This is a genomic window from Sinorhizobium americanum (genome assembly GCF_001651855.1).
GTDB classification, from domain to species: domain Bacteria; phylum Pseudomonadota; class Alphaproteobacteria; order Rhizobiales; family Rhizobiaceae; genus Sinorhizobium; species Sinorhizobium americanum.
Genome location: NZ_LNQC01000035.1, coordinates 1 through 15,541, shown reverse-complemented (window position 1 = coordinate 15,541; position 15,541 = coordinate 1). Strand labels below are relative to the sequence as shown.

Annotated in this window: 11 protein-coding genes; 3 read left to right on the top strand and 8 right to left on the bottom strand. The window is 65.3% G+C overall.

Going from position 1 to position 15,541, the window contains the following annotated elements; translation table 11 throughout:
* Window positions 1–55 precede the first annotated feature (55 nt).
* Both ATC00_RS02160 and ATC00_RS02155 read left to right on the top strand, forming a co-directional pair.
* Entirely contained in the window at window positions 56–2,059 is a 2,004-nt protein-coding gene (locus tag ATC00_RS02160) for a hydantoinase/oxoprolinase N-terminal domain-containing protein (protein WP_064251820.1), read from the top strand.
* A 181-nt stretch (window positions 2,060–2,240) separates the two neighbouring features.
* Window positions 2,241–4,418 carry a malate synthase G gene (locus tag ATC00_RS02155; protein ID WP_064251819.1) on the top strand — a complete coding sequence of 726 codons (2,178 nt, stop codon included), beginning with the start codon at window positions 2,241–2,243 and terminating at the stop codon, window positions 4,416–4,418.
* Between the two features lie 67 nt (window positions 4,419–4,485).
* Here ATC00_RS02155 and ATC00_RS02150 read toward each other — a convergent pair whose 3' ends face one another.
* Complete coding sequence (locus tag ATC00_RS02150; RefSeq protein ID WP_037390541.1) at window positions 4,486–5,157, bottom strand: L,D-transpeptidase; 672 nt, start codon at window positions 5,155–5,157, stop codon at window positions 4,486–4,488.
* 172 nt (window positions 5,158–5,329) lie between these two features.
* On the opposite strand from ATC00_RS02150, the gene ATC00_RS02145 reads away from it, so the two are divergent.
* The gene (locus ATC00_RS02145) at window positions 5,330–5,854 is read left to right on the top strand and encodes an MmcB family DNA repair protein (protein ID WP_037390542.1); all 525 of its coding nucleotides are present in this window, start codon (window positions 5,330–5,332) and stop codon (window positions 5,852–5,854) included.
* On the opposite strand, the gene ATC00_RS02140 is transcribed toward ATC00_RS02145, so the two are convergent.
* The 7 genes from ATC00_RS02140 to lhpI form a co-directional block, all read right to left on the bottom strand.
* Window positions 5,855–6,436: an ActR/PrrA/RegA family redox response regulator transcription factor gene (locus tag ATC00_RS02140; RefSeq protein ID WP_037390543.1), complete on the bottom strand. Its 582-nt coding sequence runs from the start codon at window positions 6,434–6,436 to the stop codon at window positions 5,855–5,857.
* 176 nt (window positions 6,437–6,612) lie between these two features.
* A complete protein-coding gene (locus ATC00_RS02135) occupies window positions 6,613–7,902 on the bottom strand; it encodes an ActS/PrrB/RegB family redox-sensitive histidine kinase (RefSeq protein ID WP_037390544.1) in 1,290 nt (429 codons plus the stop codon).
* A 170-nt stretch (window positions 7,903–8,072) separates the two neighbouring features.
* A complete protein-coding gene (gene hrpB / locus ATC00_RS02130; RefSeq protein ID WP_064251818.1) occupies window positions 8,073–10,535 on the bottom strand; it encodes an ATP-dependent helicase HrpB in 2,463 nt (820 codons plus the stop codon).
* Window positions 10,532–11,197, bottom strand: coding sequence for an ATP-binding cassette domain-containing protein (locus tag ATC00_RS02125; RefSeq protein ID WP_037390546.1), 666 nt, complete (start codon window positions 11,195–11,197; stop codon window positions 10,532–10,534). Before ATC00_RS02125 ends, hrpB begins: the two co-directional genes overlap by 4 nt.
* Complete coding sequence (locus ATC00_RS02120; protein WP_052035646.1) at window positions 11,198–12,913, bottom strand: ABC transporter permease; 1,716 nt, start codon at window positions 12,911–12,913, stop codon at window positions 11,198–11,200.
* Window positions 12,897–14,120, bottom strand: coding sequence for an ABC transporter substrate-binding protein (locus ATC00_RS02115; protein ID WP_037390547.1), 1,224 nt, complete (start codon window positions 14,118–14,120; stop codon window positions 12,897–12,899). Before ATC00_RS02115 ends, ATC00_RS02120 begins: the two co-directional genes overlap by 17 nt.
* Window positions 14,121–14,248: 128 nt before the next feature.
* Window positions 14,249–15,196, bottom strand: coding sequence for a bifunctional Delta(1)-pyrroline-2-carboxylate/Delta(1)-piperideine-2-carboxylate reductase (gene lhpI / locus ATC00_RS02110; RefSeq protein WP_037390548.1), 948 nt, complete (start codon window positions 15,194–15,196; stop codon window positions 14,249–14,251).
* Between the last annotated feature and the right edge of the window lie 345 nt (window positions 15,197–15,541).

Genomic DNA, 15,541 nt, shown 5'->3' with positions numbered 1-15,541 from the left:
CGATTCCTTCCCATCCGGGCGTCGCCCCGGTTTTCAACACCGGACTGAGCAGACCTTGACCTCGCATCTTCTTCTCGGCATCGACACCGGCGGCACCTATACCGACGCCGTCCTTTTCAGCGAAGCGGCCGGCGTCGTCGCCAAGGCCAAGGCGTTGACCACGCGCCACGATCTTGCCGAAGGCATTTCGGGGGCGGTGGAAGCCGTGCTGGAAAAGGCCAAGGTCCCGGTTTCGGCCATCAGCCTCGTTTCGCTGTCGACGACGCTCGCCACCAATGCGCTCGTCGAAGGGCAGGGCGGCCGCGCCGGGCTGGTGATGATCGGCTTCGGGCCCGAGGACCTGAAGCGCGATGGCCTGCAGGAGGCGCTGGGGTCGGATCCGGTAATCTTCCTTCCGGGAGGTCACAACGTCCACGGCGGTGAGACGCCGCTGGACATGAGCGCCCTTGACGAGGCGCTGCCAAGGCTTGCCCCCGAGGTATCCTCCTTCGCGATCGCCGGTTACTTCGCGGTGCGCAACCCGGATCATGAAAAGAGGGTGCGCGAGCGCATCCGCGAGGTCTCGCATCTGCCGGTCACCTGCAGCCATGAGCTCTCCTCCAAGCTCGGCGGTCCACGCCGTGCGCTGACGACGTTGCTCAATGCTCGGCTGGTTTCGATGATCGATCGCCTGGTCGGCTCCTGCGAGGATTTCCTGAAGGCCCGCGGCATCGACGTGCCGATGATGGTGGTGCGCGGCGACGGCGCGCTGATCTCGGCCGCCGAGGCGCGGCTGCGGCCGATCGAGACGATCCTTTCCGGGCCGGCCGCGAGCCTTGTCGGCGCCCGCTATCTGACCGGGCTCGAGAATGCCGTCGTTTCCGATATCGGCGGCACGACGACGGATGTCGCCGTGCTCGATGCCGGCCGCCCGCGACTCGATGCGGAGGGCGCCGTCGTCGGCGGCTTCCGCACCATGGTCGAGGCGGTCGCCATGCGCACCTACGGCCTCGGCGGCGATTCGGAGGTGAAGATCAACGATCGCGGCCTCAAGGCGAAGATCGATCTTGGGCCCCGCCGCTTCCTGCCCTTGAGCCTTGCGGCGGCGCTGCATGGCGAGGCGGTCATTTCGGTGCTCGACAAGCAGTTGCGGGCGACCCATGCCGGTCGCCACGACGGCCGCCTTGCGGTGCGCACCGGCCTGCCCGACCATCTTGCAAGCGGCCTGCAGCCGCAGGAGCAGGCCCTCTACGACAGGATCGGCGCGGTGCCCGTGGCGCTTGCGGATCTTATCCTCAGCACGCTGCAAAAGGCGACGCTCGACCGGCTTGTCGCCCGCGGGCTGGTGCATATCTGCGCGCTGACGCCGTCCGACGCGATGCACGTGCTCGGCCGCCAGTCGCAGTGGAACAGCGAGGCAGCGCTGCTCGGCCTGAAGATCGCCGCCCGCACCAAGGATGGTTCGGGCCAGCCGATCGCCGGCTCTCCCGAGACGCTGGCGCAAATGATCGTCGACCGGCTGACGCGGCAATCCTCGGAAGTGATTCTCCAGGCCTGCCTGCATGAGGACGGCGCCGGCGCCATCGATCCGACCGCTTCGCTTGCCGTCGACCGGGCATTGAAGCGCGAGCCCGGCATCGTCCGCTTCTCGCTCGGCCTCGACCGGCCGCTCGTCGGCCTTGGGGCCTCGGCGCCGGTCTATTATCCAGCGATCGCCGCCATCCTGGCGACGGAAGCGGCAATCCCGGCGGAGGCAGATGTCGCCAATGCCGTCGGCGCCGTCGTTGGCCAGGTGCGCGCCACCGTCACCGTCTTCGTCACGACACCCGAGGAGGGTATCTTCATCGTCAACGGCGCCGGCGCGAGCGAGCGCTTCATCGACCAAGACGAGGCCTTCGGGGCCGCCCGCCGCCGCGCCGAGATGATGGCGCTGGAGACGGCGCGCGCCAACGGCGCCGAAGAACCCGCCGCTACGAACTGGGAGGAGATCGATGCCCCGGAGGTCGAGGGCGGCCGCAAGCTGGTCGAGGCACGCTTCATCGCTTCGGCAAGCGGCCGGCCGCGCATCGCACATCATTGATGTTTCCATTTGGGATTTTTTCCAATTTGGAAAGAATTCTTCGCATCCTTGCCGAATTGACATGGAGCCGGTTGGTGAGAGACTGTCCGCGCGCGTGAGCGGGATGGAAAAGGCTGAATTTTCCGCATGCATCCCGCTCCTACTATTGGAATCTGGCATAGAGTGATTCAGGAGCTGCCGCATGGACCGCGTTGAGAAACATGATCTGAAGATCGATGCGGGTCTCCACCGCTTCCTTGTCGACGAGGCGACGCCGGGGACCGGTGTCGATCCGGACCATTTTCTTGCGGCCCTCTCGCAACTCGTCCACGAACTCGGTCCGAAGAACCGCCTTCTTCTCGCCAAGCGCGACGACCTTCAGGCCAAGCTCGATGCCTGGTATCGCGAACATGGCGCGCCCCTCGATATGGGGGCCTACCAGACCTTCCTCAAAGAGATCGGCTATCTCCTGCCGGAAGGGCCGGGCTTCTCCGTCTCGACCGCCAATGTCGACCCGGAGATCGCGACCATTGCCGGCCCGCAGCTCGTCGTGCCGGTGATGAATGCCCGCTATGCGCTGAACGCCGCCAATGCGCGCTGGGGCTCGCTCTATGACGCGCTCTACGGCACCGACGCCATTGCCGACAGGGACGGAGCCGAGCGCGGCAAGGGCTATAATCCGGCGCGCGGTGCCAAGGTCATCGCCTGGGTCCGGGACTTTCTCGATGCGAGCGCGCCGCTCGCGACAGGCCGCTGGAGCGACGTCGCCGGACTGGCAATTGACGGGCCAACTCTCTCGCTGACCTTGGCGAGCGGCGCCAGGACGACGCTTCGCAATCCGGCTCAGTTCGCCGGCTATTCCGGAACCGTAGCGGCGCCATCCGAGATCGTTCTGCGCCAGAACAATCTCCACATCGTCATCGTCCTCGATGCGAAGACGCCGATCGGCCAGGCCGATACGGCCGGCATTTCCGACGTCATCCTCGAATCGGCGATCACCACGATCATGGATTGCGAGGATTCGGTCGCCGCCGTCGACGGCGATGACAAGGTCGTCGTCTATCGCAACTGGCTCGGGCTGATGAAGGGCGACCTTGCGGAAGAGGTCGCCAAGGGCGGCCGGACCTTCACCCGCAGGCTGAACCCCGACCGCGTCTTCACCAGGCCGGACGGCGCTACGCTGACGCTGCCCGGCCGCTCGCTGATGCTGGTGCGCAATGTCGGGCATCTGATGACTAACCCGGCGATCCTCGACCGGGACGGCCGCGAGGTGCCCGAAGGCCTGATGGACGCCATGGTGACGGCGCTGATCGCGCTGCACGACATCGGCCCGAATGGCCGGCGGGCAAACTCCCGCTCGGGCTCGATGTATGTGGTCAAGCCGAAGATGCATGGGCCTGAGGAGGTGGCCTTTGCCTGCGAGATTTTTGCGCGCGTCGAGGCCGCACTTGGGCTTCCGGAAAACACCATCAAGATGGGCATCATGGACGAGGAACGGCGCACGACCGTCAACCTCAAGGAATGCATCCGCGCCGCCCGCGAGCGCGTCGTTTTCATCAATACCGGCTTCCTCGACCGCACCGGCGACGAGATCCATACCTCGATGGAAGCCGGCCCGATGATCCGCAAGGGCGACATGAAGCAGGCCGCCTGGATCGGTGCCTACGAGAACTGGAACGTCGATATCGGCCTCGACTGCGGGCTTTCCGGGCATGCCCAGATCGGCAAGGGTATGTGGGCCATGCCCGACCTGATGGCGGCGATGCTCGAGCAGAAGATCGCCCATCCGAAGGCCGGCGCCAACACCGCCTGGGTTCCCTCGCCGACGGCGGCGACGCTGCATGCGACGCATTACCACCGCGTCAACGTCGCCGAGGTTCAGGCAGGTCTCAAGAGCCGGCCGCGGGCCAAGCTCGCGGATATTCTATCGGTGCCCGTGGCGGCGCGGCCGAACTGGACGGAAGAAGAGATCCAGCGCGAACTCGACAACAACGCCCAGGGCATCCTCGGCTATGTCGTGCGCTGGGTCGACCAGGGCGTCGGCTGCTCGAAGGTTCCCGACATCAACAATGTCGGCCTGATGGAAGACCGGGCGACACTGCGCATCTCGGCCCAGCACATGGCCAACTGGCTGCACCACGGCATCGTCAGCGAGGCGCAGATCGTCGAGACGATGAAGCGCATGGCGGAGATCGTCGACCGGCAGAATGCCGGCGATCCGAACTATCACCCGATGGCCGGCCGATTCGACGATTCGATTGCCTTCCAGGCGGCGCTGGATCTGGTGCTCAAGGGCCGCGAACAGCCGAACGGCTATACCGAACCGGTGCTGCACCGCCGGCGGCTGGAGTTGAAGGCGAAGCAGGCGGCACAGCAATAAGCAAAAACAAAAGGCCGCCGGCATCAACCGGCGGCCCTTTGTTTGAGTTCTCGCTCGTTTCCAGCCGTTACTGTTGCACTACGACGCGTGCACTCCGGCCGGGGCGAACCCGCGAATAAAGGTCGATGATGTCCTGATTCATCAGGCGGATGCAGCCGGAGGAGGCTGCGGTGCCGATCGAGGCCCATTCCGGCGTACCGTGCAGGCGAAAGAGCGTGTCCCTGCCTTCCTCGTTGAAGAGGTAGAGCGCGCGGGCGCCGAGCGGATTGGTGATGCCGGGGCCCATGCCCTCTTCGACATACTTGGCGACTTCCGGCTTGCGCTCGGCCATTTCCTTCGGCGGGTGCCAGGTCGGCCATTCCTGTTTCCAGGCGACATAGGCCTCGCCTTCCCAGGCAAAACCCGCCTTGCCAACGCCGATGCCGTAGCGCACCGCCTTGCCGCCCGGCAGCACATAATAGAGGAAACGATTGGGCGTGTTGACGACGATGGTGCCCGGCCGCTCCTTGGTGTCGTAGTCGACGATCTGGCGGTGGAAGCGAGCGTCAAGGCGCTTGATCGGAATGGCCGGCAAAGGATAGCCGTGGTCCTCGACGGCGCCGTAATTGCCGGTAAAGATCTGGTTCGTCGCGACTTTCTGGCCCTCGGGAGAGCCTGCGGTGGACGTCGTTTGCGAGCAGCCGGCGATGAAGACGGTCGCCGCCAGACTGCACAAAAGGAGAGCGTTGCGGAAGCGCATGGGGGTCTCGTAAAAGGGAATCAGGAAAAACGGCGGGAGGTGCCCGGCCGTCAGCTTATTTGCGATCGCAGTGCACTGCGCAATAGATCGCGCCGCCGCAATTCGGCCGAAATGTGCAAATTCCGTGACGATGGTTTTTTTGCAACAAGGGGATGAGAGGCCGGGACTGCCGATGACGATCCTATCGATCCATGGCGACAATCCGCTCTCCGACGGGCGTCAGTCCGAGCGGGCGCTGAAGGTGCGCCGTGGCGTACAGCGATTGTTCCTGGAATTGCGCCACGCGGTGCTGCCGGAACTGACGCTCGCCAGCGGCCGGCGTGCGGACCTGATTTCGATTTCTCCGAAAGGGGAGATCTGGATCGTCGAGATCAAGACGTCGATCGAAGACTTTCGCGTCGACCGCAAGTGGCCGGATTACCGCCTCCATTGCGATCGGCTGTTCTTCGCCACCCACGCGCAAGTGCCGCTCGAGATTTTCCCGGAGGAATGCGGACTGCTGCTTTCCGATGGCTACGATGCGCACATGCTGCGTGAAGCGCCGGAACATCGCCTGGCGCCGGCGACGCGCAAATCGGTGACCCAGGCCTTTGCCCGCACGGCGGCGCAGCGCCTGATGCTCGCCGAATGGGCGGCCGAGCGCAATGGCGAACTCGGCCAGTCGATCAGCGACATCGTCAGCGGCGCGCGGGATTAGCTACTTCGGCGCGCGTTTTGCCAGAATGCGCTGCAGCGTGCGGCGGTGCATGTTGAGCCGCCGCGCCGTCTCCGAGACGTTGCGCTCGCACATTTCATAGACCCGCTGGATATGTTCCCAGCGGACGCGATCGGCCGACATCGGGTTTTCCGGCAGCTCGACGCGCTCGCCTTCGCGCCGCACGAGGGCGGTGAAAATCTCGTCGGCATCCGCCGGTTTGGCGAGATAGTCGAGCGCCCCGAGCTTCACGGCGTTTACCGCGGTAGCGATATTGCCGTAGCCGGTCAGCACGATCATCCTTGTGTCGTCGCGCCGGCCGCGGATTGCCTCGATCACGTCGAGGCCGCTGCCGTCGCCCAGTCTCAGATCGATGACCGCATGTTTCGGCGGCCGCGTCTTGGCCTTGGCGATGCCCTCGGCGACGGATTCGGCGATCTCCACCGCAAAGCCGCGTGCCTCCATGGCGCGCGCCAGGCGGCGCAGGAACGGCCCGTCGTCATCGACGATCAAAAGCGTCTTGTCCGCTCCGATCAGTTCGGCATCTTGAGGGGTGGCATGCGCAGCCGGCGATTTTTCGGTCATTCTCGTAAATCCGGAGCCAAAACTTGGGGGTTTGCGCTGAATCTATGTGGCTTTTCTATTGCGCGTCGCATTCAATCATATTCATGCGACGCACTTTAGTTCTTTGTTTTTGTGCATGTCGATGTCCCAAAACCGCTGTCGACATGCAGTAGCAGTCTTCAATAAACTGTCAAAAATCATTTCGCCAGTTTCGTATCCATCAGCGCGCGCGGCCATTCGACGCTGACCCGGGCACCGGGGCTGTTTTCAAAACGAAGCCTGGCACCGGATCGCTCCAGAAGCGTCTTGGCGATGAAGAGGCCGAGCCCCAGTCCGCCGGCGCTGTCTTCCTTCTGCCTGCGGGTGACATAGGGCTCGCCGATCCTTGCGAGGATATCCGGCGAAAAGCCGTCGCCATCGTCCTCGATCGTCACCTTGACGCGCTCCGCCGTGTGCTCGACCGTTACCGTCACCGCCTCGCGGGCATAATCGACGGCGTTTTCGAGAAGATTGCCGAGTCCGTAGAGAATGCCGGCATTGCGGTTGCCGACGGGCTCGCTGGCGCGGTCGCCCTTCTGGATCAACTTGATCTGGATGCCGAACTCGCGATGCGGCGCCATCACCTCCTCGATCAGCGAAGAGAGCGGCAGGAGCCGCATGTGCTCCTCGCTTTCGGAGGAAAGCGTCGTCAGGCGTTTCAGAATGTCGCGGCAGCGCTCGCTCTGGCTGCGCAGCAGGTGCACGTCCTCGCCGAAGCGCGGATCGTCGCCGAGCTCCCGCTCCATCTCCTTGGCGACGACGGTGATCGTCGCAAGCGGCGTGCCGAGTTCGTGGGCGGCGGCGGCGGCGAGCCCGTCGAGCTGCGACAGGTGCTTTTCGCGCTGGAGCACGAGTTCGGTCGCGGTCAGCGCCTCGGAAAGCTCGCTTGCCTCGAGCGATACGCGATAGGTGTAGAAGGCGGCGAAGGCCGTCATCGAGACGATTGCGAACCAGATTCCGGCCGTCAGCACGCGCGGCATCAACAGCACGGTGCCGGGATACCAGGGCAGCGGGAAGGGCGAGAAGGCTAGCGCCGTGACGCCGATGACCGCGAACACGGCAAGAACAACGCTGTGCGGCTTCGGCTGCGAGGCCGAGGAGATGATCACCGGCACGCAAAGCAGCGGCGCAAACGGATTGGCGAGCCCGCCGGTGATGAAGAGCAGCGCCGTCAGCTGCGCGAGATCGAGGCCGAGCAGCACGAAGGCGGCCGCCGCCGTCAGGCGATGCGTCGGCGGGAAGCGGATGGTGAGGAAGACATTGAGCAGCGCCAGGCTGGCGATCAGCAGCGAGCAGGGGACGAGCGGCAGGGGGAACTGCAGCCATAGCGCCGTGACGATGACGGCGACGGACTGGCCGCCGACCGCTAACCAGCGCAGCCGCACGAGCGTTTGCAGTCTCAGGCTGCGATTGCTGTTGAGTTCATTGTCGAGTGTCATCGTCGCCATTCTGCCTGCCGGTCCCTCATGCGCTCGCTTCAAAGACTATCGCAATCCGCGAATGACAAACCAGCCCTAATGCATGTCGCTAAAAAGGGCGCAGCGGTTTTGGGACGACGACATGCACAGAAACAAAGACCCAAAGCGCGCCGCGTGAATACGTTTGAACGCGACGCGCTTTAGGTGCCGCGCGGCTTGGCGCGCGTCGTCGGCATGGCGTTGGCCGGATCCTCCGGCCAGGGGTGCTTTGGGTAGCGGCCGCGCATGTCGGCCCGGACGTCCTTCCAGGAGCCCGCCCAGAAGCCCGGCAGGTCGCGCGTCGTCTGGATCGGGCGCTTGCCGGGCGAGATCAGCTCGAGCAGCAGCGGCAGCCGCCCGTCGCCGATCGCCGGATGCGCCCTGAGACCGAAGAGTTCCTGGACGCGGATCGAAAGCAGTGGTTCGTCGCCGTCGTAGTGGATCGGGTGGCGCTGCCCGGTCGGCGCTTCGAAATGCGTCGGAGCGAGCTTGGCGAGATCGCGCTGCAGATCGTAAGGCATGAGTGACATCAGACCTTCCGCGAGGTCGCGGCCCTTGATTCCGTCAATGCCGCCGGCCTCCCCTTGAAACGGAACGAACCATTCATCGAGCCGGGAGATAAGCGCCGCATCCGACATGTCGGGCCAGGGCTCGCCGATCGAGCGGTGAAGAAAGCCGATGCGGTCGCGCAATTGATCCACGTCCTTCGGAAACGGCACGACAGCCAGTCCCAACTGGCGAATGCCGTCGGCGAGCGCCCGGGCGGCTGGCTCGCCGCGCGGTCGCGGCAGCGGCGCCTCGTCGAAAATGATCGCCCCGAGCCGGGTCACCCGGCGGGCCCTGACTTGGCGGCTCGGCCGGTCGAAGAAGCACTGTTCCTCTGTGACGATCGCCTCGGGCATATGGGCTTCGACGTCGGACCGGGTGATTTCCGTCGCGGCCAGCACCCGCTGCGCGCCCGCCCGTCCCGTCAGGTCGGCAATCACCAGCATCGCCGCCGCCGCCAGCCGTTCGGTCTCCGGCACTTCCGCTCCGCGCCCGTTGGCCATAACGAAGCGGCCGCGGCCGCCGCGCTGTAGGGCGATGCGGTCGGGAAAGGCGTGCATGAGCAGCGGCCCTGGCGGGGCGGACTGGCCCGTGGGCTTTGATTGAGCGAGGTCCGCGGCCATTCGTCTGGCAAGCCCCCGTGCCGCCTCCGCCCGGTCGCTCCGCTCGCTGCGGAACCGCCGCAGCCGATCCTCGATGTCGAGGCTGTTGCCGCCGAGGCCCTGTTCGGTGAGCATTACCGCGACGAGGCAGGCCTCATGCGCCTGCCCCTCGTCTGCCGCCGAAACAGTCATTGCCGCCAACCGGACAGGCAGTGCCATGTCGCGGATGACGCGCCCTCTCGGCGTCAGTGAGCCATGCACGTCGAGTGCCCCCAGGTCGACGAGCAGGCTGCGTGCTTCCCGCAGCGTCGTTTCCGGAGGCGGATCGATGAAGTTGAGTGACGATGGGTCGGCGACGCCCCAATGGGCAAGGTCAAGCAGCAGGCCGGAAAGGTCGCTGGCGAGAATCTGCGGTGGCGTGAAGGCGGCAAGCGCGGCCGTCTGGCCGGCATGCCACAGCCGGATGGCGACACCCGGCTCGGTTCGCCCGGCGCGGCCGGCACGCTGATCGGCCGAGGCCCGCGAGACGCGCACGGTCTCCAGCCGGGTGATCCCGGTCGAAGCCTCGAAGACCGGCAGCCGCTGCAGGCCGCTGTCGACGATGATGCGCACCCCGTCGATGGTGATCGAGGTTTCGGCGATCGAGGTCGCGAGCACGATCTTGCGGCTGCCCCTCGGCGGCGGCCGGATCGCCGCATCCTGCTCCTTCTGGCTCAAATTTCCGTAGAGCGGCACCACGATCGTATTCTGGTCGAAACGCCCGGCGAGGCGTTCGGCCGTCCGGGTGATCTCGGCCTGGCCCGGCAGGAAGGCGAGTATCGAGCCCTCCTCGGACCGATGCGCCTCGGTGATCGTCCGAACCACCGCATCCTCGACGCGTTCACCGGCGTCTCTGCTCTCGTAGCGGATATCGATCGGATAGCTCCGCCCCTCGCTTTGAAGAACCGGCGCGTCTCCTAGCAATCCGGCGACGCGCTCGACGTCGAGCGTCGCCGACATGACGATGATCTTCAAATCGTCGCGCAGCGCCGATTGAACGTCGAGCGCCAACGCCAGGCCGAAATCGGCGTCGAGCGACCGCTCGTGAAACTCGTCGAAAAGGACCGCCGCGACGCCGGAGAGTTCCGGATCGTCGAGGATCATCCGGGTGAAGACGCCCTCGGTCACAACTTCGATCCGGGTCTTCGCCGAGATCCGGTTGTCGAGCCGCATGCGGTAGCCGACCTTCTCGCCGACCTTCTCGCCGAGCAACGCGGCCATGCGCCCGGCCGCGGCCCGCGCCGCGAGGCGCCGCGGCTCGAGCAGGATGATCTTGCCGCCGTTCAGCCATGGCTGATCGAGAAGGAAAAGCGGCACCAGCGTCGTCTTGCCGGCCCCGGGCGGCGCTGAAAGCACGACGGATGGCGATCTCGCGAGCGTTTCGGCAAGCGCCGGGAGGATCTCGCGGACCGGCAGGGGTGGAAGCTCGGCCCTCATGGTTTCGCCTCGCCGCCGATTTCGATCACCGCGCCGCCGGCCGCCTCCGCGTCGGCGCTGTCATGGGTGACGAGGATGGCAGGCAGGCCAGCCGCCCTGGCTCTCGAAAACACCAGTTCGCGCATCTGCTGCCTCAGCGCCGTGTCGAGCTTCGAAAAAGGCTCGTCGAGCAGCAGGAAGTGCGGCGCCGAGACGAGCACCCGCTGCAGCGCCACGCGCGCCTTCTGGCCGCCGGACAGCGTTTCCGGATCACGGTCGAAGAAGCCGGCGAGCCCGACCTCGGCGAGCGCCCGCTCGGCAAGCGCGTGGCGTGTCTCGCGTCCCCGGACGGACGGCGGGACGGCAAACAGGATGTTGCCGCCGACGGAGAGATGCGGGAACAGCAGCGGATCCTGGAAGAGGATGCCAGCGTGGCGCCGGTTGGCGGCAACATTGGTCAGGTCTTCCTTGCCGATCAGCAGCCGGCCGCTGGCGTCGAATGCCGGATCGAGGAAGCCGCCGGCAAAGGCGAGCAAGGCGGATTTCCCGGAGCCGGACGGTCCCATGATCGTCAGAACCTCCCCGGGCATCACCGTCGCCGAGACCGCAAGCAGGGTCCGCTCCGCCAGCCGGATCGTCACGTCCGACAATGTCAGGGGTCTAGTCTCGGGGATTTCCAGCATTCACGTCCTCATTGCCCGGCGGTTGCGGAATAGCAATTGGGGGCCGAGCGAGGCAATGAGAAATGCAAGAAACGGCAGGGACGCCTGGACGAGCGCATAGACGCCGATCACCCGCCGGTCGCCGCCCGAGGAAAGCGCCACCGCCTCGGTGGCAATCGTCGTCAGCCGCCCTCCGCCGATCAGCAGCGTCGGAAGATAGAGGCTGACAGACACCGAGAAGCCGACGGCATAGGCGGTGAGGCATGCCCGGAACAGGAGCGGCAGGCGGACGGTCAGCAGCGTTCGCAACGCAGACTTGCCGAAGCCGGCCGCGATCCTTTCGAAGCGCGGATCGACTTCGCGCCAAGGGGCGGAGAGCGACAGCAGCACGTAAGGCAGGACGAACAGGAAATGGACCGCCAGCACACTCCAAAAGGCAGGCTTCAGCCCTGCCGAGATGATCAGGATCTGCAGGCCGAAAACGAAGCTGATTTCCGGCAGCAGCAGCGGCAGATAGAGCAATCGATAGCGCGGCACGTTCCCGCGACGCTCTGCGGCGCCGTTTCGGTGGAGCAGCAGAATGGCACAAAAGAGGGCGAGCGCCGCCGACAACAGAGCAAGCGCCGTCGTAGTTCGGAGCACCGGCCAGAGCGGCGGCAGCGTTCGCAGCCAGGTTTGCAGCGTGAGTTCTGCCGGCAAAGCACGCGGAAACGGCCAGAGCCCGGCGACCGACCAGACGCCGAGGATCGAGATGCCGAGAAAGATCAGAGCGGCGCAGCCGGCCATTGCGAAAGCGGAGACGAGCCGGGGTACGGCGTCGTTTCTCAGGCGCCGCCCCGAATAGGTCAGCTTGCGGAGGACAAACCGCCCGAGCCGTTCGATGAGCAGCCAGATTGCGACCGCTGCAAGAACGACGCCAAGCTGCAGCAGGGCGGCAGCCGAGGCGAGAAACCGGGCGCCGAGGTCGTGATCCGCCGTCCATTGGGCGATCCGCACCGGCAGTGTCGCCGGCAGCTGCGGCCCGAGGATGATGGCGACGTCGACGACCGAAACGGAGTAGACGAGGACGGCGAACACCGCCAGGCGGATCTGCCGGTAGAGGGCCGGCCAGAGGCTGACGAGAAAGCCGATCAGGCGCCCATAGCCGAGCGCTGCGGTCAATTGTCGGGATTGGCGGAGCGGCAGCTGCGGCAACGCGGCGAGCGCGATCAGGAAGAGGAAGGGTACTTCCTTGGTGATCAGCCCGGCGAGCATCGAGAGAGCGAGCGGATCGTTCGGAACGAGCCATTGCGGCGGCCGACCGAAACCGGTCAGTTCCGGCGAAACCAGCCGAACGAGAAAGCCCGAGGGTGCCACGAGGAAGGCCAGCGCAAAGGCGGCGGACGCATGCGGAACGGCAAGGAGCGGCGACACCACGTGCTGAATGCGCGAAAAGGCCGGCGTCCCGGCAAATCCCGCCAGGAAGGTGCCGACGACCGCAACGGCGGCGCCGGTAGTGACTAAGCCGGCCAAGAGACCGGTGAGGCTGGAGCGCAGGATATGCGGCTGAGCAAAAAGCTCGGCAAAGTGGTTGAACGTAAACTCCGAGCGGCCGAGCGCCGGCAGATAGCCGAAGGCAGGCAAGACGACCCCCGCTACGCCGGCAAGGATCGGCAGTCCCAGGATCAGGGCAAGAAGCGTGTTCGCGGTAAAAGTGCGCGATCCCTTCAACGCTTTGACGCTAATTGGCCGCCCCATAGCGCCGGATCCATTGGGCCTCGATCCGCGTCATCCAGTCCGGATGCGGCTCGTCGAGCGCCGGTCCGAGTTCGTCCGGCTTCAGAGTGGCAATGCCGAGATCGAGATTTTCGAAGGCGGATCGATCCTTGGCGGCAAGCTTTGCCAGCGAAAGAACAGTCGGATCGCCCCAGACCTTCGGGTCCTGCTTGCGCAGTTGCGCTTCCGGCGAAAGCAGGAAATCGGCGACGAGCAGCGCCCCGGCCTTCGCCGTGGCATTATAGGGGATGGCGAGGAAATGCGTGTTGCCGAGCGTGCCGCCGGAGAAGACGAAGGAGCGCACCGTGTCCGGAAGCTCGCCATTGGCGATAGCCGACGACGCCTCCGCCGGGTTGAAGGCGAAGATGATATCGAGCTCGCCATCGGCGAGCTTCTGCTTCATGTCGGGATAGTTCTGCGGATAGGCTTTGCCCTGCCGCCAAAGGAGCGGCGTCAGCTTGTCCAGATAGGCGAACAGCGGCGCAGCATCCGCCGCGAAGGTCGCGTCGTCGACCGGCCGTTGCAGCTTGGCCTTGTCGTCGAGGAGCTCGATCAGCACCTGCTTCAGGAAGGAGGTGCCGGTGAAATCCGGCGGCTGAGGATAGGAAAAGCGGCCCGGATTGGATTCCGCCCACGTCAGGAGCCCTTTTGCCGAATCGGGCAGATCGGCTTTCCGCGTTCGCGCAGTATCATGGAAGAACACCAGCTTGGCGCCACCCCACGGGCTTTCCAGCCCCTCGGTCGGAATGGTGAAATCCCGAAGCACCGTCGGCTTGGTCTCGTGATCGACATAGCGCCAGTTCGGCAGTTTCGTCGCCCAGTCGGGCCCGAAGAGAAGCCCTTCGCGCTTCATCGCCGCGAAATTCTCGCCGTTGATCCAGACCAGATCGACCGCACCGCCGTCGTTCTTCCCCGCCGCCTTCTCCGCAACCACCGTTGCGACCGCTTTCGCCGTATCGTCGAGCTTCACATGGACCACGTCGACGCCGTAGCGGGATTTCATCTCGCCGCCCGCCCAGCGAATATAGGCGTTGATATTCTCGGAGCCGCCCCAGGCGTTGAAATAAACCGTTTGGCCCTTCGCCTCGGCAAGGACGGCATTCCAGTTGCCGGCATCGGCTGCCGACGCCTCGCCGGCAAGGCCAAAGGCCAGCATTGCCGCCGCAACGATTTTTCTTGCTCCGATCATGTGGCTGCCGCTCCCTCCCGCCTGATGTCGGTCGAAGGTACGGCAAGCCCATGCGGCGTCAATGCAGGCGCTCGCGGGCAGGCGTCACGTTTCGGTGAAGCACCCGCCGGACGAGCGCGAGTGTCCGCCTAAGCCTTGCCGCGGTACGCCTCGAAGGCAAGCACGGCGCCGGCGAGATCCTCGAGCGCGGCGCCGACTGATTTGAACAGGGTGATTTCGTCGGGGGTGGTGCGGCCCGGATGTGTGCCGCGGGCAAGCTCGAAAAGATCGGCGCGGATTGACGCCTCCGTGATGACACCCGCCCTGAGCGGCTGGACGATGTCGCCGCCCTCGCTGAGCGCCCCGTCGCGCGTATCGACGAAGATGCTGGCGCGGGCGGCGGCGCGATCGTCGGATTCGCGCATGGACGGCTTGAAGGCGCCGATCAAGTCGAGATGCGCGCCGGGCTTCAGCCAGTCGCCGCGGATCAGCGGCTCGGAAGAGAGCGTCGCGCAGGAGACAATATCCGCTTCGCGCGCAGCCGCCTCGAGATCCATCGCGACCGATACCGCAACGCCTTTAAGGTCGAGTTCCTTCGCTGTCGCCTCGGCCTTTTTTGGATCGCGCCCCCAGATCGCCACGTCGCGGATAGGGCGTACGGAGGCATGCGCCTCAATGACATTGGCCGAAAGCCGCCCGGTACCGACCATCAGCAGCCGGCCCGCATCCTCGCGCGCCAGGTGGCGTGCGGCGAGCGCGGAAGCCGCAGCGGTCCGCCGGGCCGTCAGCTCGCCGCCGTCGAGGATCGCCAGCAACTCGCCGGTCTTGGCGGAGGAAAGCAAGTAGCTGCCATGGATCGCCGGCAGCGCACGGGTTTGGTTGCCGGGAAAAACCGAAACCATCTTGACGCCGATATAGGCGCCCGGCTGCCAGGCGGGCATGATGAGCAGCGTCGCATCCGCTTCGCCGGGCACTTCGACATCGTGATGATGGCGCACCGGCATGACGCATCCTTTCGCGAACATCTCCCCGAGCGCCCGGACGAGGCCGTCCCAGGGCAGAGCCGCGCGTGTCTGAGCCACATCCAGTACCAGCATTGTCGATGTCTCCTCCGTCAGATGCGACAGACACTAGCAGTCTTTGACGGGCGCGGAAAAGCGGCTTTAGCGAGGAGGAAATCGTGCCCAGAGGCGAGAACGCGCAAGACGGAGCAATTTTATCAACCGGTCAACATTTTTGACGTCGTCTCTACGGACGATTCCCGTCGGTCTTCCGGATCATCGGAAATACGTCTTGGAAATCAGCAGCTTGTCGTTTTTTGAAGTTTTTTTGAAGAAGCCTGTTGACGTGTCTGAGGTGTGGGGTCTATAAGCCCGATCACTGACGAGGGCGGCGGCGCTGCTGGCGACGACGACCTTCGCTCTAGAGTTTCCTGGTTGGCT